This is a genomic window from Rhodovulum sp. 12E13 (genome assembly GCF_003340565.1).
Lineage (GTDB): Bacteria > Pseudomonadota > Alphaproteobacteria > Rhodobacterales > Rhodobacteraceae > HLUCCA09.
This window is the reverse complement of the sequence record NZ_QPLK01000003.1, coordinates 226,757-246,140: the sequence shown is the minus strand read 5'-3', so window position 1 is coordinate 246,140 and position 19,384 is coordinate 226,757. Positions and strand designations below refer to the sequence as shown.

At 70.6% G+C, this 19,384-nt stretch carries 19 protein-coding genes; 7 read left to right on the top strand and 12 right to left on the bottom strand.

Features of this window, described 5'->3' with window-relative positions:
- Nucleotides 1–184 precede the first annotated feature (184 nt).
- The gene (ndk, locus tag DLJ49_RS04415) at nucleotides 185–607 is read left to right on the top strand and encodes a nucleoside-diphosphate kinase (RefSeq protein WP_115392303.1); all 423 of its coding nucleotides are present in this window, start codon (nucleotides 185–187) and stop codon (nucleotides 605–607) included.
- Between the two features lie 67 nt (nucleotides 608–674).
- On the opposite strand, the gene DLJ49_RS21655 is transcribed toward ndk, so the two are convergent.
- Together DLJ49_RS21655 and DLJ49_RS04410 are read right to left on the bottom strand one after the other, a co-directional pair.
- Nucleotides 675–821: a hypothetical protein gene (locus DLJ49_RS21655; protein ID WP_158547388.1), complete on the bottom strand. Its 147-nt coding sequence runs from the start codon at nucleotides 819–821 to the stop codon at nucleotides 675–677.
- Between the two features lie 146 nt (nucleotides 822–967).
- Complete coding sequence (locus tag DLJ49_RS04410) at nucleotides 968–2,065, bottom strand: AbrB family transcriptional regulator (RefSeq protein WP_233488715.1); 1,098 nt, start codon at nucleotides 2,063–2,065, stop codon at nucleotides 968–970.
- A gap of 353 nt (nucleotides 2,066–2,418) precedes the next feature.
- On the opposite strand from DLJ49_RS04410, the gene DLJ49_RS04405 reads away from it, so the two are divergent.
- Nucleotides 2,419–3,480: a protein-glutamate methylesterase/protein-glutamine glutaminase gene (locus tag DLJ49_RS04405; RefSeq protein WP_115392301.1), complete on the top strand. Its 1,062-nt coding sequence runs from the start codon at nucleotides 2,419–2,421 to the stop codon at nucleotides 3,478–3,480.
- Nucleotides 3,477–4,016, top strand: a complete 540-nt coding sequence (locus tag DLJ49_RS04400) for a chemotaxis protein CheD (protein ID WP_115392347.1) — start codon at nucleotides 3,477–3,479, stop codon at nucleotides 4,014–4,016. Before DLJ49_RS04405 ends, DLJ49_RS04400 begins: the two co-directional genes overlap by 4 nt.
- Before the next feature lie 266 nt (nucleotides 4,017–4,282).
- On the opposite strand, the gene DLJ49_RS04395 is transcribed toward DLJ49_RS04400, so the two are convergent.
- The 10 genes from DLJ49_RS04395 to DLJ49_RS04350 form a co-directional block, all read right to left on the bottom strand.
- Nucleotides 4,283–4,687 carry a hypothetical protein gene (locus DLJ49_RS04395; protein ID WP_115392300.1) on the bottom strand — a complete coding sequence of 135 codons (405 nt, stop codon included), beginning with the start codon at nucleotides 4,685–4,687 and terminating at the stop codon, nucleotides 4,283–4,285.
- The gene (locus tag DLJ49_RS04390) at nucleotides 4,687–5,073 is read right to left on the bottom strand and encodes a response regulator (protein ID WP_115392299.1); all 387 of its coding nucleotides are present in this window, start codon (nucleotides 5,071–5,073) and stop codon (nucleotides 4,687–4,689) included. The genes DLJ49_RS04395 and DLJ49_RS04390 overlap by 1 nt, the downstream gene beginning before the upstream one ends.
- Nucleotides 5,074–5,076: 3 nt before the next feature.
- Nucleotides 5,077–5,979 carry a CheR family methyltransferase gene (locus DLJ49_RS04385; protein ID WP_115392298.1) on the bottom strand — a complete coding sequence of 301 codons (903 nt, stop codon included), beginning with the start codon at nucleotides 5,977–5,979 and terminating at the stop codon, nucleotides 5,077–5,079.
- A complete protein-coding gene (locus tag DLJ49_RS04380; RefSeq protein WP_115392297.1) occupies nucleotides 5,976–6,446 on the bottom strand; it encodes a chemotaxis protein CheW in 471 nt (156 codons plus the stop codon). The genes DLJ49_RS04385 and DLJ49_RS04380 overlap by 4 nt, the downstream gene beginning before the upstream one ends.
- A 5-nt stretch (nucleotides 6,447–6,451) precedes the next feature.
- Nucleotides 6,452–8,731 (bottom strand): chemotaxis protein CheA, encoded by a 2,280-nt coding sequence (locus tag DLJ49_RS04375; protein ID WP_115392296.1) that lies wholly within the window; start codon nucleotides 8,729–8,731, stop codon nucleotides 6,452–6,454.
- Nucleotides 8,731–9,108, bottom strand: coding sequence for a response regulator (locus DLJ49_RS04370; protein ID WP_115392295.1), 378 nt, complete (start codon nucleotides 9,106–9,108; stop codon nucleotides 8,731–8,733). The genes DLJ49_RS04375 and DLJ49_RS04370 overlap by 1 nt, the downstream gene beginning before the upstream one ends.
- Entirely contained in the window at nucleotides 9,105–9,752 is a 648-nt protein-coding gene (locus DLJ49_RS04365) for an STAS domain-containing protein (RefSeq protein WP_115392294.1), read from the bottom strand. Before DLJ49_RS04365 ends, DLJ49_RS04370 begins: the two co-directional genes overlap by 4 nt.
- A gap of 192 nt (nucleotides 9,753–9,944) precedes the next feature.
- Nucleotides 9,945–10,958, bottom strand: coding sequence for a glucokinase (locus tag DLJ49_RS04360; RefSeq protein ID WP_115392293.1), 1,014 nt, complete (start codon nucleotides 10,956–10,958; stop codon nucleotides 9,945–9,947).
- Nucleotides 10,959–10,981: 23 nt separating this feature from the next.
- Nucleotides 10,982–12,307 (bottom strand): GH1 family beta-glucosidase, encoded by a 1,326-nt coding sequence (locus DLJ49_RS04355; RefSeq protein WP_115392292.1) that lies wholly within the window; start codon nucleotides 12,305–12,307, stop codon nucleotides 10,982–10,984.
- Nucleotides 12,308–12,628: 321 nt separating this feature from the next.
- Complete coding sequence (locus DLJ49_RS04350) at nucleotides 12,629–13,657, bottom strand: substrate-binding domain-containing protein (RefSeq protein ID WP_115392291.1); 1,029 nt, start codon at nucleotides 13,655–13,657, stop codon at nucleotides 12,629–12,631.
- 323 nt (nucleotides 13,658–13,980) lie between these two features.
- On the opposite strand from DLJ49_RS04350, the gene DLJ49_RS04345 reads away from it, so the two are divergent.
- From DLJ49_RS04345 to DLJ49_RS04330, 4 genes are all read left to right on the top strand, one after another.
- Nucleotides 13,981–15,324: an ABC transporter substrate-binding protein gene (locus DLJ49_RS04345; protein ID WP_115392290.1), complete on the top strand. Its 1,344-nt coding sequence runs from the start codon at nucleotides 13,981–13,983 to the stop codon at nucleotides 15,322–15,324.
- A gap of 128 nt (nucleotides 15,325–15,452) precedes the next feature.
- Entirely contained in the window at nucleotides 15,453–16,442 is a 990-nt protein-coding gene (locus DLJ49_RS04340) for a carbohydrate ABC transporter permease (protein ID WP_115392289.1), read from the top strand.
- A 15-nt stretch (nucleotides 16,443–16,457) separates the two neighbouring features.
- Nucleotides 16,458–17,687, top strand: a complete 1,230-nt coding sequence (locus DLJ49_RS04335) for a carbohydrate ABC transporter permease (RefSeq protein WP_115392288.1) — start codon at nucleotides 16,458–16,460, stop codon at nucleotides 17,685–17,687.
- 9 nt (nucleotides 17,688–17,696) lie between these two features.
- Nucleotides 17,697–19,364, top strand: coding sequence for an alpha-glucosidase (locus tag DLJ49_RS04330; protein WP_115392287.1), 1,668 nt, complete (start codon nucleotides 17,697–17,699; stop codon nucleotides 19,362–19,364).
- Nucleotides 19,365–19,384 lie beyond the last annotated feature (20 nt).

Here is a 19,384-nt window from a genome sequence, read left to right as displayed (position 1 = left end):
CCGCCCGCGCGACACGGTGCAAGCGGGCGCAGGCGAGGGGCGCGCGGGGGCGGGCCGATCCACGCAGCGCAATGCCCGCGCCCGGCCCCGCGGGAAAGCGCCTTTCCCCCGCCCATGCCCCATGCTACCGGGGCGCCGGTTTTCGACAGGGGCGCCCGCACGCCCCCGGACAGGAGAGAGAACAATGGCGACCGAACGCACCTTCAGCATCATCAAGCCCGACGCGACCGCCCGCAACCTCACCGGCCGGATCAACGCCAAGTTCGAGGAGGCGGGCCTGCGCATCGTCGCCCAGAAGCGGGTGAAGCTCACGCTCGAGCAGGCGCAGGAATTCTACAAGGTCCATGCCGAGCGCCCGTTCTACGGAGAGCTGTGCGAGTTCATGGCCTCGGGCCCGGTCGTGCTGCAGGTCCTCGAGGGCGAGGGCGCGATCGCCAAGAACCGCGAGGTGATGGGCGCGACCAACCCCGCCGACGCCGCGCCGGGCACGATCCGGGCGGAGTTCGCCCAGTCGGTCGGCGAGAACTCGGTGCACGGCTCCGACGCGCCCGAGACGGCGGCGGAGGAGATCGCGTTCTTCTTCGCGCAGACCGAGATCGTCGGCTGATCCCGGATCGCCACGTATGAAAAGGCCGCCAAGCCCATGCTTTGGCGGCCTTTTTCGTGCCGTCAGCTCAGAGGCTGGCCCAGTCGTTGATGGCGGGCTTCGGCGCGGGCTCGGCCTCGGAGGTCTTCAGGTGCGACTCGCGGCGGTCGGCCTCCTGGCGGGTGCTGGGCCGCCGGGGCGCGGGCGCCGGCTGATCGGTGGTGGGAGAGGGCATGTCGCCTGGTCCTGTCGTCTGCTCGGGGCGGTGTGATATGCGGGACAGTCTTCGCCGTCCTGCCCGAGAGTGGCGCATGCGCGCCCTCCCGCCGCAACGGGTCCGGTCGGCCCCGGACCTTTCGGGCGGGGCCTGTTGCAGATCGATCAGCCGCGCGGGGGTGGGGGTGGTGGCAGCCGCTCGCCGAGCAGGCGCAGAAGAGGCTGGATCGCGAGCAGAATGAGCACGATGCGCGCAATATGGGCCGTCGCGACATAGGCCACGTCCTGGTTCTTGGCGAGCGCCAGAAGGCTCATCTCGGCCAGACCGCCGGGAGAATAGGCGAGCACCACCTGGCTCCACGGCGCAGGCGTCAGCGCGGCGACGAGGCTGGCGAAGACCAGCGTCACCATCAGCAGCAGGAGGGTCGCCCCGGCGCCGAGCAGCATGTCGCGTCCGGTCTCGCGCAGGCTCGCGCCGACGAAGCGGCAGCCGAGCACCGTCCCGATCACGAGCTGCGCGACGCCGACGAGCACGGTGGGCGGCGGCACCGTGACCAGCCCGGTGAGATGCAGCGCCGCCGACAGCGTCATCGGCCCGAAGAGCGCGGGCGCCGGCAGCCGCAGCACCCGCGCCATCGGCACGCCGGCCACGGCGCAGGCGAGCAGCATCACCGCGTCGAGGGGGCCGAGGTCGGCGAACCCGGTATGCGCCGCGTCGAGCCCAGCGGTCGTCGTTCCGCCGAGCAGGGCGAAGCCGAGCGCGACGGCGGTGATCGCCACGAAGATCCGCAGCGCATGGGCCAGCGCGATGCGGCGCTCGTCGGCGCCCGCCTCGGCGCCGAGGATGATCATCTCGTTCAGCCCTCCCGGCGCGGCGCAGAAGAAGGCCGTGCGCGCGTCGTAGCCGCCGACCGTGCGGAACCAGAGCCACGAGGAGAGTCCGCCCGCGATCAGGAAGGGCGGCAGCAGCACGAACGTGCCGGCCCATCCGCCCAGCTCGCCCAGGATGCCGGGCGAGAATCCCGCCCCCAGCATCACCCCGATCACCGGTATCACGACGGGCCGTGCCGCCACCGGCCCCACCACCGGCAGCCCGCCGAGCGCAGCGGCGGCGCAGACCAGCATCGGCCCCAGCATCCAGGGCAGGGGCAGGCCGACGAGCGTGGCGAGACCACCCCCGGCGAGGCCGAGCGCGAGCGCGAAGACCACGCGCGGCCGGTCTGCCGGCGGGGGCAGCAGCGGCATCAGTCGGGAAGAGACCATGCTCTGCTCGTTGCACGGGCGTGCGGAGGGGGCAAGCCGGATCGCCCTCGCCGCTGCTCCGCCCCCCGCTCCGGCCCCGCTCCGGCCCCGATCCCGGGCGTTCCGGGCGCAGCCCCGCTGCCGCCGCCGCGTCTCCGCCGGCCCGCTGCGACGTGCCAGCGACCCACGACGGGGCGCACGGGCTGGCGGCGCTCCCTGTCGTTCCGGGGAGCGCCGATCCGCGGGCGCTGGCGGCCAGTGGCGCCGCCGGCGCGCGTTAAGCGGCTGTTCAGGGATCGGTGCCACAACGTCACCCGACGGGACCGGGCCCCGTCGCGCCCCTGCCCTGCAAGGGCGCCGCGGATGGAGTGTGCATGCAGCGCAAGCGTGTCGTGGTCGTCGACGATTCCCCCACCATGCGGGCGATGATCGGCAAGGTGCTGCGCGACGACGGGCGGTTCGACGTCGTGGGCGAGGCGGGCGACCCCTATGAAGCCCGGGAGGTCATCAAGGGCACCGACCCCGACGTGATCACTCTCGACGTCGAGATGCCCCGCATGGACGGCATCTCGTTCCTCGAAAAGATCATGCGCCTGCGGCCGATGCCGGTCGTGATGTTCTCGTCCGAGACGCACAAGGGCAGCCGCTCGGCGGTCGAAGCGCTTTCGCTCGGCGCCGTCGACGCCCTCGGCAAGCCGACGCTTGCCGCACCAGAGGCGCTCGCCGCCCTCGCCGAGCGGGTCTTCGTCGCCGCTGGCGCCTCGGTGGGCAGACCGCCCGCGCCGCGCCGTCCGGCGCCGGCCGCGGATGCCTCACCGTATGTCTGGAACGGGCGGGTCGTGCTGATCGGCGCTTCTACCGGTGGGGTCGACGCGCTCGAGCGGGTTCTCGGCGGCCTGCCCGCCGGGGGGCCGCCCGTGCTGATCACCCAGCACATGCCCGAGAGCTTTCTCGCCAGCTTCGCCGAGCGCCTGCAGGGGCAGGTCTGCCCCGAGGTCGCGCTCGCGCGCCCCGGCGCGCCGGTCGGGCCGGGGCGCGTCTATCTCGCCCCGGGGGGCGAGACGCACCTCGTGCTCGAGGGCGCGCCCGGTCGCTTCCGCTGCGGGCTCGAAGCCGGCGACAAGGTGAGCGGGCATCGCCCGTCGGTCGATGTGCTGTTCCGCTCGGGGCTTTGCCATGCCGACCATGTCGTGGCGGTGATCCTGACCGGAATGGGCCGCGACGGGGCAGAAGGCATGGCCGCGCTGCGCGCGGCCGGGGCCCGCACGATCGGGCAGGACGCGGCCAGTTGCGTCGTCTACGGCATGCCGCGCGTCGCCGCCGAGCTGGGTGGCGTGGCGGAGGTATGCCGGCTCGACGCCATCGCGGGCAGCATCCTGCGCGCGACGGGGCGCGGATCGCGGGCCAGGCCTGCCGGCCGGGCGGGCGCGGCATGACGCGCCCCCAGCCGGTCGAGACCAGGATCCATGTCGGGCAGGGGGAGCATGTGGTTGCCGCCACGCCCGATGCGCTGCTTACCACCATCCTGGGCTCGTGCGTGGCGGCCTGCATCTGGGATCCGCAGTCGCGCGTGGGGGGGATGAACCATATCGTTCTGCCCGACGCGCCCGATGCCGACCTGCAGCGCGCCTCGGCCGGGGTCAACGCGATGGAGCTACTGATCAACGGGATCCTCCGCGCGGGCGGAGCGCGCGACCGGCTGCAGGCCAAGCTCTTCGGCGGGGCGCGGATGATCGCGGGCCTGTCGGACGTGGGCGCGCGCAACGCCGAGTTCGCCCGCGGTTTTCTCGAGCGCGAGGGGATTCCGTGTCTCTCGGCCAGCCTCGGCGGCACGCAGGGCCGCCGGGTGCAGTTCTGGCCCTTCACGGGGCGCGCCCGGCAGTTGCTGATCGAGGGGTCCCACGTCCCGCAGGAAGAGATCGTGCCGCCCCGCCTTCCCGCTGCACCGGGCAACGACATCGAGCTGTTCTGAGCGGGGCCTGGCGCAGCCGATCCCGGCAGCTCGGACTCGTGCCGACGGGACGGGTGAAGTCCCGTGCCGCGGCTTGGCGTCACCCCACACGCGCCTGCGTTGGCCTCGTCGCGACATCATCGGTCTCCGCCGAGACACTGCGGGGGTATCACGGGGCGGGGATATCGGGGGCACGGCTGAGCCCGCGGGCGGTCACCGGTCGCGACAGGGGCGGCCGAGCGGGAGCCCGTCCATCGCTCGGAGGCTAAGTGCAGGGTGCCTGCATGTCAGAGCCAGGCGACCTCGTCGTCGGAGGGATCCCTGCGGTCGGTCGAGGCTGGGGCGGTGGGAGCGCCGGCAAGCCGGCTCTTGAGTTCGGCCAGCGTGACGAGCGAGTCGAGCTCGGTGGCTGCCACAGGGTGTGGATGGGCGGCGGCGAGCGCGATTGCGACCCGGTGCAGGTTGTCGAGCATCTGCGTGGCGCGGTCGAGATCCTGCAATTGGCGCAGTTGGTCCGCTGACAGGCGCCCCGCCTCGAGCACGACCGAGAGCGTGTGCTGGAACGCGGCCATGTCGCGCGCGAGGGTGGCGAGTTCGTCCGCGAGGCGCGCCTTCAACTGGGCGGCCGACAGCAGGCCGTCCTCGCTCCGGCCCCGCGCGGCGTCGGGCGTCTCCTGCATCCCGTCCGCCATCACAGCCTGCCGACAACAGCTTCGATCGATGCGAGCAGATCCTTTGGCTGGAACGGCTTCTTGATGAAGTTGTTCATTCCGAGCTTCTTGCCGGCCTCGATGATCTGCCGGTCGGCCTTGCCGGTGATCAGGATGAAGCCGACGCCCTTGAGCCTGGCGTCGCTGCGCAGGGCGTGCAGCAGGTGCAGCCCGTCCATGCCCGGCATGTTGTAGTCGGACAGGACGAGGTGGGCAGGTTGCTTGCCGAGCGCCTGCAGTGCCGACGGCCCGTCGGCCGCGTACTGGACGTTGCGGACACCGAAACTGTCCAGCGCCTGCAGGATCAGGCCCCGGCTGGTCGACATGTCGTCGACCACCATGACGTGCAATTGATCGCGCAAAGCCATGCCTCAGCCCCTCGTCTGGTTCTGCGCGCCGGGCGCGGCGCGCTGGTACATGGTCGTCCCCACCACGCGGAAGGCGTCGGTGGCGGCGGTATCGATCCGCTCGGAATGGCCGAGAAAGAGATGCCCTCCCGGCGCCAGCGCCGCGGCGAACCGCTCCCAAAGGCAGCGCTGCGTCTCGCGGTCGAAGTAGATCACGACGTTCCGGCAGAAGATTGCATCGAAGCGGCCGCGCATCGGCCACTCCTTGAGCAGGTTGAGCTCGCGGAAGGCCACGAGGCTGCGTGCCGGCTCGGCCACGCGCCAGGCCCGTGTGCCGTCGCGCCCCGGTGCCGGCTCGAGGAAGCGGCGGCGCATGGCCTCGGGCACCGGCTCGACCTGCGCCTCGGGGTAGACGGCCTTGCGCGCCTCGGCGAGCACGTAGGGGTCGATGTCTGTCGCGAGGATGCGCAGATCGCAGCGGGCGGCCTCGGGCAGCGCGTCGAGAACGACCATGGCGAGGCTGTAGGGCTCCTGCCCGGAGGAACAGCCTGCCGACCAGAGCCGGACGCGGCCGCCCGCCCGCGCCCGCTCGACGAGCCCGGGGAGGATGCGCTCGCGCAGGCCGTCGAAATGGTGCTGCTCGCGGAAGAAGCTCGTGACGTTGGTCGTCAGGGTATAGATGAGTTCGCGCCGCTCCTCCACGCCGGCCTCGCTGTCGAGGAACGCGCAATACTCGGCGAGCGTGGCGTGGCCCGACGCGCGCAGGCGCTTGCCGATCCTGGCCAGCACCATCGGCGCCTTGTCGCGCGGCAGGACAAGCCCGGCCTCTCGATGCGCGCGCGCCGCGATCGTATCGAAATGCGCCAGGTCCGGCCCGTCGAGGCGGCCGGCGCTCGGCGCGGGCGAGAGGGCGGGTGCACCGGTCACGCGGCGTTGCCTTCGCGCTGGGGATAGACGGAATGCAAATCGAGGATGCGCAGCATGCGCCCCTCGACGACCGTGAGGGCGCGCACGAAGCTGTGCGCGGCGTCGGCCAGCATGTCGGGCGGCGCCTGCAGGTCGCTGCGCGGGATCGACAGGATGTCGGAGACGGCATCGACAAGCAGGCCGATCGACTGCCCCTCCATCTGAACCACGATGATGACGTTGCGCTCGGTCGTCTCGGTGGCGCCGATGCCGAGGCGGCAGGAGAGGTCGATGATCGGCAGAACGGCGCCGCGGAGGTTGATGACGCCGCGCACGAAGGGCTCTGAATGGGGCAGCGGTGTGGCCCTCGTCCAGCCACGGATCTCGCGCACCGACATGATGTCGACGGAGTATTCCTGCTCGCCCACGCGGAACGAGAGCAGCTCGAGCTCGGAGCGGTCGTCGGGGGAGACGGCGTGATCGGTCATGAGCGTCATCCTGCGAGATCGAGGGAGGGCACGGCGCCGCGGCTGCGCCCCGCGACGTTCGACATCAGGTCGACAGGGTCCAGGATCAGCGCGATCTGGCCGTCGCCAAGGATCGTGGCGGCGGCGATCCCGGGCACGTGACCGTAACTGTCCTGAAGACCCTTGATGACGACCTGTCGCTGCTCCTCGATCGAGTCGACGACGAGAGCGGCGCGCGCCCCGTCTTCCTGCTGGATCAGGAGAACGACGGAGCCATCATAGCTCTCGAGCGGGCCGCGATAGTCCAGCTCGACTGCGAGATCGAGCAGCGGCACGAAGGTGTCGCGGATATGCAGCACGTTCCGGCCCGGCCCGATCGAGCGGATCTCCTCGTCGGCGAGCGACAGGGTCTCGACGATGGCGCCGAGGGGCACCACCAGCGTCTCGCCGCCCGCGCGAACGACCATGCCGTCGAGCACCGCCAGCGTCAGCGGCAGCGAGATCGAGAAGGTCGTGCCGACGCCCGGCTCGGAGGCGATGGTGATGCGGCCGCCGAGCTCCTGGATCGAGGAGCGCACCACGTCCATGCCTACCCCGCGGCCCGACAGGTCGGAAATCTGCGAGGCGGTGGAGAAACCGGGCATGAAGAGCAGGTTGTCGATCTCCGAGTCGGTCATCGACAGGCCTTCGGGGATGAGGCCCTTTTCCTCCGCGATCTGGCGCACGCGCGGTCGGTTGATGCCGCCGCCGTCGTCGGCCACCTCGATGACGACGCGCCCGGAGCGGTGCGCCGCCGTGAGGGTGACGACGCCTTCCTCGGACTTGCCCGCCGCGCGGCGTTTCTCGCCGCTTTCGAGGCCGTGGTCGACAGCATTGCGGATCATGTGCGTCAGCGGATCGGCGAGACGCTCGATCACGGTCTTGTCGACCTCGGTCGCTTCGCCCTCGGTCTTGAGACGCACGCGCTTGTCGACGGCGGCGGAGGCCTCGCGCACGATTCGCGACATGCGCTGGAACAGCGACTTCACAGGCTGGGCGCGGATCATCATCACGCTGTCCTGGATGTCGCGCGTGAGCTGCATGAACTCCTCGAGGCCCTGTGAGACGGGTGAGTTCGAGGGAATGCCGGCTTCCTGCACGCTCTGGCTGAGCATCGCCTGGTTGATCACGAGTTCGCCCACGAGATTCACGAGGCGGTCGATGCGCTCGAGGTCGACCCGCACCGTGGGCTTGGTCTGCGCGGCAGCCTGGGACTGGCGCGCCTCGCCGTTGCCGGCGCCACCGCCTGCGCCGCTCCCGCCCGCGGGGTCGGCCGAGGCGGCAGACCGGGTAGGCGGCGCCGCGGGAGGGCCGGCGGGCTCTGGCGCCTCGCCGCCCGCAGACGGCAGCGGCGTGCCGGGCCCGTCCCCGGAGGTGTCGCCGGCAGGTTCGCTGAGGGTGATGCGCCGCGCCGTGCCGTCTGGCACGGGCGCCTCGGCCTGCGGCACCACGGGCGCCTCGCCGTCGTCGATCGTGCCGGGCAGGTCCGACAGGTCGGGCAGGGGCGGCAAGGCCGGGCCGCTCGGCCCGCCCGACACCTCGAGGGTGCAGATGCCGTCGACGAAGTCGAAGATCTCGCGGATCTCTTCCTCGCCCTTATCGGTGTCGAGCGTGATCTCCCACGCAAGATACGGCGCTTCGGGCTCGATCTCGTCGAGAGGCGGCAGATCGTCCTGCCGGCAGACGATCTGCGCCTCGCCGAGGGCGGCGAGGGCGCGCAGCAGATGCTGCGGCTCGTTTCCGGAGCGGAACAGTTCGGCATGCGGGGCGAAGCGGATCGTCCAGGGTGCGTCGGCGGGCAGCTCGGGCGTGCCGTCGAGGTCTATGGCAAGGCCCATCGGCTGGAAATCGGCGACCTCTTCCTCCTCTTCCTCGGGCGCCCCGCCGGCCAGCGCCTCGAGCTGGCCGAGCACCGATTCGACCTCGGCCTCGTCGATGTGCTCGCCGTCGCGGCTTGTGCGCACGATGTCGGAGAGCACGTCGGCCGCGCGGAAGAACAGCATCATCGCGTCGCGGTCGGGCGCCAGCCGGCCGGCGCGGATCTCGTCCATCACCGTCTCGTAGCGATGGGCGAAGCGCACCAGCGATTCGAGGCCGAAGGCACCGGCGCCGCCCTTCATCGAGTGGACGGCCCTGAAGCAGATATTGATGGTCTCGGCGTCGGTGTCGCCGCCATCCATCGCGGCGAGACCGTCCTGCAGCGCCTCGAGCAGTTCCTCGCACTCGATGAAGAAGGAGGCACGGATTTCGGCCATCGGGTCGGACATCACGCGCCTCCCGGTCCGGCGACGGTGCGCAGCGCGCGCACCAGTTTTTCTGGGTCGAAGGGTTTGACGATCCAGCCCGTGGCCCCCGCCGCCCGGGCGCGCGCCTTGAGTTCCGGCGCGCTTTCCGTCGTCAGCACGAGGATCGGCGTCGCGCGGTGCTTGTCTTGCGCGCGGACCGCCTCGATGAAGCCGAACCCGTCCATACGGGGCATGTTGATGTCGGTGATGATCGCGTCGGGCGCCATTCCGTCGAGCACCTCGAGGCCGTGCATGCCGTCCTCGGCGAGGCTGGTCTCGAAGCCCGCCTGGGTCAGCGCCATCTTGAGCATGTCGCGGATGGTGCGGCTGTCGTCCACCGCGAGGATTTGCAGGCTCATGAGCGGTCTCCCTCGGTGGTGTCGCCGTCTGTCGTGGCCGCGTCCCTTCCGTCGTCGCCCGCCGGGGAGGCGAGATCGGGCGCGGACAGGTCGGATAGGTCGGATAGATCGGGGAGGTCGGCCGCGGCGGCTGCCGGCGCCTCGCCCGGCGCGGGCAGGTCGGGCCCCGCGTAGGTGACCATCCCGGGATCGGCCGTCTGCTGCCCGTCACCGTCATTCGGCGACGCGATTTCGGCGGTCGTGTCGGGCGCGGCGCTCACCTCCGGCGCGGCCTCGGAGCCCGCGGCGGCATCGGGGGCGCCGAGAGCCGGTGGGGCAGGGGGCGGCTCGGGCGGCGGGTGCGGGTCACCCGCCGCCCGAGCCGTGGCGCCGGCGGTGACGAGGTCGTCCTCGCGCAGGCCAAACTGCGCCAGCTGCTCGGCCAGCGTTTCGGGCGCATTCTCGATGCTGAGCGCGTGGCCGGCAGCCCCCCAGCTCCTGCGAGCCGACAGGAGCACCTGCAGGCCCGGCGTGCCGAGATGCGTGAGATCACCCGCGTCGAGCGCGAGATCGGCCCCCCGGTGCGCGCGCAGCCCCTCGGCCAGCATCGCGGCGGTGGAGAGATCGAGCCGCGCTGGCAGGGGAAAGGTGGCGGGCGCGCTCATGGCGCACCCCGCTCGCCGCGCGCGACGGGCGCGGAACGGGCTGGCATCGGCGGTCTCGCGGAAAACACGGGGCACCCTTCTCTCGGTTCACGTCGCCCGAGGGGTGTAGGGTTGCAGCCGTTAAGATCGCCTTACGGGCGGGCAGGCCCCTGCGCGCCCTTGCCGGCCCCGCGTCTGGCGGCCCAGCCCTGGCTAGCTCCGCGCCCGGGCTGCGAGCAGCGCATCGAGATGCACCGCCGAGCCGATCAGCGCCGCGTCGTCGTCGCGCACCAGCGTGACGGCGAACCGCTCCATGAACGGGCCGAAGCGCCCCTTGTCGCGGAACGCCTCGGCGAAGCCGAGCCCCATATGCGGCGCCATCGCCCGCGCCATCCCGCCTACCAGAAAGACGCCGCCGAAGGGCAGGAGCGTGAGCGCGAGATCGCCGCAGACCCCGCCCGCAAGCCGCACGAAGCTGGCCACCGCCGCTCGCGCGCGGGCGGCCTCGTCGCCCTCGCCCTCGGCCGCCCGCTTCAGCACGCCGGCCGAGTCGGCCCCTCCCGGCACGCCGTCGCGCTCGCAGAGAAAGTCGTGGATCCAGGGCAGGCCGCGCCCGGACAGCGCGTCCTCGATCGAGCAGAAGCCGTGGCGCGCGGTGATCCAGCGCGCAAGCTCGAGATCCTGCTCGGTACGCACGGGCAGCGTGGCGTGACCTGCCTCCGAGGCCGGCACCAGCCGCCCGCGCGGCGTGTTGTAGACCGGCGCGGCGTTGAAGCCGGTGCCGATCCCCACCACGAGCTGCGGCGCGTCGAGCCGCGGCGGCGGACCCGGCAGGACGACCTGCATCGCTTCCTGCGAGAGATGCCCGATCGCGTGGCCCTGGGCCTGCAGGTCGTTCAGCAGGTCGACCGTCTCGGCCCCGGTCGCCGCGGCCAGAACCTCGGTATCGAGCGTCCATGCGAGGTTGGTCAGCCGCCCGCGCCCCTCGTGCACAGGCCCCGCCATGGCGAGGCAGGCGGCCGCGGGACGGGCGGCGCCGGTCTCTTCGAGGAAGCGGCCGAGCACCGCCTCAAGGCCGCCGAACTGCGCGTTGCGGTAGCGCCGGACGCTGCCCGGCACGAGCCGGCCGCCCTCGGCCAGCGCAACGCGCGTGTTCGTCCCGCCGATATCCGCCACCAGGACGCGCCCGGTCGCCGCCTCGATCCTGCGCTCGGTCTGGTCGGCCATCCCTCGTCCTCCCTCGGCCGCTCTCAGGAACTCAGTGCCGCGGCCAGGGCGTGGTAGGATGCCTTGGGCCTGCGCTTCAAGTCGGCGTAGTCTACGTGCACGAGGCCGAAGCGCGGCCCGTAGCCCAGCGCCCACTCGAAATTGTCGATCAGCGACCAGACGAAATAGCCGCGCACCGGCACGCCGGCGTCGATCGCCCCCCGCACCTCGGCCAGATGCGCGTCGAGATAGGCGGTGCGCTCGGGGTCGGCCACCGAACCGTCGGGGCCGATCGTGTCGTCACGCGCCATGCCGTTTTCGGTGACGTAGATCGGCAGCCCGCCGGCGTAGTCGTGGTGGATCATGCGCAGGAAATGCCCGAGGCCCTGGGGGTAGATCTCCCACCCGACCTGCGTTTTCGGCAAGGGGCCGTCCTGCTCGGCAAGGGCGGGCCAGGCGCCGGGGGCCGCGGCGATGCGCTTGCGCGTGTAGTAGTTCAGGCCCACCCAGTCGAGCGGCTGGGCGATGGTGTCGAAATCCCGCTCCCAGCCCCCGGGCAGGTGGGGGGCGAGGCCGGCGAGCACCGGTTCGGGGTATTCCCTGCGGAAGATGCCGCCCAGGAAGAAACGGTTGTAGATCGCGTCGTAGGTCTCGGCGGCGCGGGCGGTCTCGGGGCTCTGGTCGGCAGCGTCGGCGTATTCGCAGTTGAACACGCCGCCCACGTTGCCCACGCCGCGCACCCGCAGCGCCTGCACCGCCCGGCCGTGGGCCAGCAGCACGTGGTGCATCGCGCGGGCCGTCGCGCGGATGTCGCGCAGCCCCGGCGCGTGCACACCGGCGAAATGCGACAGCCACCCCACGCACCACGGCTCGTTGATCGGCGCGGCCGACCAGACGCGGTCGCCGATACGCGCGGCCACGACGTCGGCGAAGTCGGCGAACCAGTCGGCCACGTCGCGGTTGCGCCAGCCGCCGAGATCGGCCAGCGCCGAGGGCAGCTCCCAGTGATAGAGCGTCAGCGCCGGCTTCAGCCCCCGCTCGAGGCAGGCGTCGACCAGCCGGTCGTAGAAATCGAGGCCGTCGGGGTTCGGCGCCCCCCGTCCCTCGGGCAGCACCCGCGCCCAGGAGGTCGAAAAGCGGTAGACGTCGAGCCCCGCGCCGGCCACGAGATCGAGATCCGCACCGTAGCGATGGTAGTGATCGCAGGCCAGCGCCCCCGTTTCCGCGCCCGCCACGTTGCCCGGCGTCTCGGCGAAATCGTCCCAGTGGGTGCGGCCGGCGCCCCCGTGCGCGTGCCCCTCGATCTGGTAGGACGACGTGGCGGCGCCGAAGAGGAAGCCTGTCGGAAAGTCGGATCGGCGGTGCTGCATGGGGCTCCTCCGGGCAGCGGATGGGTGGTGGCGCCAACGCGGCCGCCGGCCCGGTCTAGGGGGGGGCAAGGGTGAGATGCAACCCGGCCCACCGGAGACCGCCCGTCGCTCCCGGGAAACCGCCCACCGCCCACCGCCCACCGGCCGCCGGCCGCCGCGCCCTCGCCATTGCTTTGTGCCGCGCGCCGCGGCCCCGGCGGCCCTGCTTCTTCTTGCTTCAAATATCCCGGGGGAGTCGCCCGGACCGGGCGACCGGGGGCAGCGTCCCCGTGGCGCGCCGCCGCTCTCGGCGCCCCGGTCGGGCGGGGCGAAGGCTGCGCCTCAGCGAGGGGCCGCACCGGTCGATGGCCCCTCGACCCACTCGGCCTCGATCAGCCGGGTGCGCGGGGCGCGCCGGGGCTCGGCGATGGCCGAAAGCAGCATCGCCGCCGCTTCGCGCCCCATCTCGCGCACCGGCGCCCGCGTCGCGGTGAAGAGCGGCCGGCCCGGCGCGCCGTTCGGCAGGTAGCTCAGCCCGTCGTCGTGGGTGACGAGCGAGACGTCGTGGCCGAGGCGCAGCCCGGCCTCCTCGATCGCGCGGCGCACGCCCATCGCGATCAGCAGCGACGAGGTCAGGTAGGCGGTCGGCGGCACCGCGAGGCCCGTCAACGCGCGCGCTGCGGTGTAGCCGTAGAACTCCGTCATCGGCTCGTGGCGCACCAGCGCCGGATCGAGAGCGATGCCCGCCTCGTCCAGCGCGGCGGCGTGGCCGGCGGCGCGGCGGGTGGCGAAGTCCATCCCCGCGGGCCCGTTCAGCAGCGCGATGCGGCGGTGGCCGAGCCCGGTCAGGTGGCGCGTCGCCCGGGCGAAGGCGCGGCGGTTGTCCATGTCGAGCCATCCGTAGGGGGCCGCCTCCTGCGAGGCGCGGCCGTGCACGACATAGGGCAGGCCGAGCCCCGCAAGCAGGGCGATCCGCCGATCGTCGGGCCGGGGCGCCTGCAGCAGCAGCCCGTCGATCCGCCGCGACCGGGCAAGGCGGCGATAGCCCTCCGCCTCGTCGCCTTCGGGCATGACCGACAGCACGATCTCGTAGCCCGCGGCGGCATAGGTCTCGCTTGCGCCGGCGATGAAGTCGGCAAAGACAGGATTGACGATCTCGTGCCGCGATGTGGCCGGGATGACATGCCCGATCGCCATCGCCCGGCCCGTGGCGAGCGACCGGGCGCGCGGGTTCGGCGCGTAGCCCTGTGCCCGTGCCGCCGCCTGGACCCGCGCGCGCGTCGCCGGAGCCACGTCGCCATAGCCGTTCAGCGCGCGACTGACGGTAGTGGGGCTGAGCCCGAGGCTTTCGGCGAGGGTTCGGAGAGTCATGGTCGCATGAAAATGGCCAGTCTGCGGGTCTGACTGTCGCCGCGGGCGATGCGCGGCCGGCCCGGATGCCGCGGTCTGGCGATCCCACACCGTTAGCGCAGCGTCGCGCCCCGGTCAAAGCGGCGGTTCGCGCTGCGCCCGATGCAGGGCAGTTAGCGCTGACAGTCGCGGAAATTCAGGGCGATTCGCTCCCTGTCCTGCATTGACACCCTCACCGGCGCGGGTATCGTGCCGGTCATCCAAAGCGGTTTGGGTGCGCGCCTGGAGCCGCTCCAATAAAGCGCCAGGCCCGGTGGCTCGGGCGCGAACACGGGAGGTTAACCATGAAGAACCGTCTTATGGCCGGTGCCGCCGGCCTGGCTCTCTGCGCGGGATCCGCGGCGGCGCAGGATCTCGTCTTTCCCGTCGGCGAGGGCGATTTCAACTGGGCGAGCTACGAGAGCTTCGCCGCGGAGAATGATTTCGACGGCGCCGAGATCACCATCTCCGGCCCGTGGATCGGAGACGACCTCGACCTCGTCACGAGCGTGATCGACTATTTCGAGGCGGCGACCGGCGCGACGGTCGCGTATTCCGGCTCCGACAGCTTCGAAAGCGAGATTCGCCGCGCCTCCCAGACCGGCGGCCTTCCCAATCTCGCGGTGATCCCGCAGCCCGGCCTGCTGGCCGACCTCGCGGCCGCCGGCCATGTCGCGCCGCTCGGCGAGGAGACGGCGAGCTGGATCCGCGACAACTACGCGGCCGGCCAGAGCTGGGTCGACCTCGCCACCTCGGCCAACGAACAGGCGGGGGGCGAGGCGCTCAACGGCTTCTTCTACAAGGTCGACGTGAAATCGCTCGTCTGGTATTCGCCGCCGATCTTCGACGAACTGGGCTACGAGATACCCACCACGATGGAAGAGCTCGTGGGCCTGAGCGAGCAGGCGCTCGCCGACGGCTTCACGCCCTGGTGCATCGGCATCGGGTCGGAGGGGGCGACGGGCTGGCCCGCGACCGACTGGGTCGAGGACATCATGCTGCGCACCCAGCCGCTGGAGACCTACGACGCGTGGGTCGCCAACGACATCCCGTTCTCGTCCGAGCCGGTCGTCAACGCCATCGAGCTTTTCGGCTCCTTCGCGCGTAACGAGGAATGGACGGGCATGTCGCCGGCCGAAATCGTCGCCAACGACTTCCGCAACGCGCCGGACGGTCTGTTCCAGTTCCCGCCCGACTGCCTGATGCACAAGCAGGCATCGTTCATCCCGACCTTCTTCCCCGAGGACGCGGAATTCGACTTCTTCTACTTCCCGCCCTTCGAGGCCGAAGATCTTGGCAGCCCTGTGCTGGGCGCGGGCACGGCGTGGGCGATCACCGATGATTCCGACGCGACCCGCGGGTTCATCGAGTTCCTCAAGACGCCGATCGCGCACGAGCTGTGGATGGCGCAGTCGGGCTTCCTCACGCCGCATTCGGGCGTGAACACCGACCTCTACGCCAACGACACGCTCAAGGGGATGGGCGAGATCCTGCTGTCGGCCACCTCGTTCCGCTTCGACGCCTCCGACCTGATGCCCTCCGAGATCGGTGCCGGCGCCTTCTGGACCGGGATGGTCGAGTACATGCGCTCGGGCGACGCCCAGGCCGAGGCCGAGAGCATCCAGGCCGCCTGGGACGCCATCAAGTGAGCTGACGGCTCCGGCGCGCGCGGCCCGGCGCCGGCCGGCCGCGCGCGCTACACCGACACACAGACCGGAACGGGTGCGCCACGACGGCGGGCCATGGAATCCGGCGGTCGAACGAAAGGGAGGGGCGGATGCTCGACTCGGTGATCCTGTCGGGGATCTTCACGATCCTGATCGGCGTGGGCGGCATGTTCGCCTATTTCTGGGCATCCAACTGGGTGCTCGACAACGTGGTCTACCCGCCACGGGGCGAGAATATCGGGCGCAACATCAACCGCGCCAACGCGATCCGGCCGTGGCTCTTTCTCTTTCCGGCGATGTTCGCGCTCGGGCTCTACCTCGTGGTGCCGGTGTTCTATTCGGCGTGGCTGTCGGTCACGTCGGGCGTCGCCGAGGACGGTGGCTGGTATCGCAACTATACCGAGATCTTCGCCAACGAGACCTTCCGCGTCTCGCTGCTCAACAACATGCTCTGGGTGCTCGTCGTGCCGGCGGCCTCGACCGCCTTCGGCCTGCTCGCGGCCCAGCTGACCGACCGGCTGTCGTGGGGCAACCTGGCGAAATCGCTGGTGTTCATGCCCATGGCGATCAGCTTCGTCGGCGCCTCGCTGATCTGGAGCTTCGTCTATCACCCCGACATCGACATCGGCGTGATCAACGCCCTGCGCGGCCTGTTCGGCGCCGAGGAGGGCGTGACGCTGGTCGACGGGCAGATCATCGACAGTTTCCTGCTTATGGTCGTGCTGATCTGGATCCAGACCGGCTTCGCCATGGTGATCCTTTCGGCGGCGTTGCGCGGCGTGCCCGAGGAGACGATCGAGGCCGCAATCCTCGACGGGGCCAACCCCTTCCAGATCTTCTTCAAGATCAAGGTGCCGCAGATCATGGGCACGATCGTGGTGGTCTGGACGACGATCACCATCCTGGTGCTCAAGGTCTATGACATCGTCGCGGCGATGGGGAACCAGTATCGCAATCTCGAGATCCTGCCGACTCAGATGATGCGCTACTTCGACAGCGGCAATTACGGCTTCGCCACGGCGATCTCGATCGTGATCATGGTGCTCGTGCTGCCGGTGATGGTCTGGAACATCCGCCAGGCCCGCGCGGAACTGCGCTGAGGGGAGGGGAGCGTCATGGACAATATCGCCGGCCAGAAATCGGGCCTCGGGATCGCCACGCACCTGGCGACGCTGCTTCTCGTGATCGTCTGGATCGTGCCGACGGTGGGGCTGCTCGTCACCTCGCTGCGCGACCAGGACGCGATATCCGAGACCGGGTGGTGGATGGCGCTGCAGGGCGCCCCGCTGACCTTCGTCGTCGAGGTTCCGGTCGACGACCAGCAGGAGGGCGAGGGCGGCGGGTGGCTGCTCGAGACCAACGTGTTCGAGGGCGAGTCGGGCGCGGCGCTGCCCGACGACGTGGTGGGCCGCGCCACCGTCGACGCCTTCGGGGTGTCGCGCCTGCGGGGGGCCAACCTCGCCCCCGGCGAGACCGCCGAGACCCGCGACGGCGTCGCGGTCACGGTGGAGCGTGACGGCACGCTGATCGCCAGATCGCCCGAGCAGATGGAGGGGGCGCTCAACCTGCCCATGGCGCTCATCGCGCCGCCGCAGATCACGCTGGAGAACTACGCCGAGGTCCTGACCGACATGGACGCCGAGGACCGGGCCGAGGCACTCGAGCAGGGGCGCAGCCTCGACGACCTGCTGTTCTCGGAGGAGGCGCTGTTCGGCCCGTTCGTGAACACGCTGACCGTCTCGATCCCCGCGACCGTCATCCCGATCGTCATCGCCGCGTTCGCGGCCTACGCGCTGGCCTGGATGGACTTTCCGGGCCGCGGCCTGCTGATCGCCATCGTGGTCGGCCTGCTCGTCGTGCCGCTGCAGCTCGCCTTCGTGCCGCTGACGATCATTCACGAATGGTTCGGTATCGGGAAGAGCTTCCTCGGCATCTGGCTGGCGCATACGGGCTTCGGGTTGCCGCTTGCGGTCTATCTGTTGCGCAACTACATGGTCGGCCTGCCGCGCGACATCATCGAGAACGCCCGCGTCGACGGCGCCACCGACTTCGAGATCTTCTGGAAGATCGTGCTTCCGCTGTCGTTCCCCGCCCTGGCCAGCTTCGCCATCTTCCAGTTCCTGTGGACATGGAACGACCTGCTCGTGGCCTCGGTCTTCCTGCCCGCCGATACCGAGAGCACGGTGATGACCCGCTTCGTGGTGACCAACCTGCTCGGCTCGCGCGGGGGCGAGTGGCATATCCTCGCCGCGGCGGCCTTCGTGATGATCGCGGTGCCGCTGATCGTGTTCTTCTCGATGCAGCGCTTCCTCGTGCGCGGCCTGCTCGCGGGCTCGGTCAAGTAAGGAGATTTCGTGAGCTTCCTCGATCCCTCGACGGCGCCCGCGCGCCAGGCGCAGACCGGTATCGACCGCGACTGGTGGCGCGGCGCCGTGATCTACCAGATCTATCCGCGGTCGTTCCAGGACTCGAACAGCGACGGCGTGGGCGATCTCGCGGGGATCATCCACCGCCTGCCGCATGTCGCGTCGCTGGGCGTCGACGCGATCTGGATCTCGCCGTTCTTCCGCTCGCCGATGCTCGACTACGGCTACGACGTCTCGGACTACCGCGACGTCGATCCGCTCTTCGGCACGCTCGGCGATTTCGACGCGCTGATCCAGCGGGCGCACGAGCTGGGGCTGAAGGTGCTGATCGACCTCGTGCTGTCGCACACCTCGTCGGAGCATCCGTGGTTCCGCGAGAGCCGATCGTCGCGGCACAACCCCAAGGCCGACTGGTATGTCTGGGCCGACGCCAAGCTCGACGGCACGCCGCCCAACAACTGGCTGTCGATCTTCGGCGGCTCGGCGTGGCAGTGGGACGGCGAGCGGATGCAGTATTACCTGCACAACTTTCTCGCCGAGCAGCCGGATCTCAACTTTCACAACCCGGACGTGCAGGACGAACTGCTCGACACCGCGCGCTTCTGGCTGGATCGCGGGGTCGACGGCTTTCGCCTCGACACGGTCAACTTCTATTTCCACGACAAGGAGCTGCGCGACAACCCGCCGCTCGACCCGGCGCACCGCAACGACAACACCGCACCCGCGGTGAACCCCTACAACTTTCAGGATCACCTGCACGACAAGACCCAGCCCGAGAACATCGACTTCCTGCGCCGGTTGCGCGCGGTGATGGACGAATACCCGGCGGCGACCAGCGTGGGCGAGGTGGGCGAGAGCCAGCGGGGGATGCAGGTGCAGGCGGCCTATACGGCGGGCGATGACCTGCTGCACATGTGCTACGACTTCGACTTCCTGTCGAACACCTATCCCGCAGGCACGCAGGTCGCCGCGGTGCTGACCCGTTACCAGCAGATCGTGACCGATGGCTGGGCGTGCTGGGCCTATTCCAACCACGACGTGGTGCGGCACGCCACTCGCTGGACTCTCTCCGAAGAGGCGCGGCGCAGCTACGCGGCGCTGCTCATGGCGATCCAGGGCTCGGTCTGCCTCTACCAGGGCGAGGAGCTCGGGCTCACCGAGGCCTACGTCGCCTACGAGGACCTGCAGGATCCCTACGGCAAGCGCTTCTGGCCGAAGTTCAAGGGCCGCGACGGGTCGCGCACGCCGATGCCGTGGGTCGCCGACCAGCAGAACGGCGGCTTCTCGGATGCGCGGCCGTGGCTGCCCGTGGCGATGGAGCATCTCGAGCGGGCTGTCTCGGTGCAGGACCGAGAGCCGGGCAGCACGCTCGCCTTCTACCGCCAGATGATCGCCTTCCGGAAGGCGCACCGGGTTCTGCAGAAGGGCGACATGCAGATCATCGACGCCGAGGACAGCTATCTCTCGCTGATCCGCGAGCACGAGGGCGTGCGGCTGTTCTGCGCCTTCAACCTGTCCAATGGTGCGCGGCCGGTCGATTTCCCGCCCGGTGAATGGCGCATCGACCGGGGGGCGCCCTTCAAGTGCAAGACCGACGACCGCGGAACGGTGCTGCCGCCCTGGCAGGCCTGTTTCGCGCTGGCCGAGAGCGGCTGACCAAGAAGAACACGAGGGAG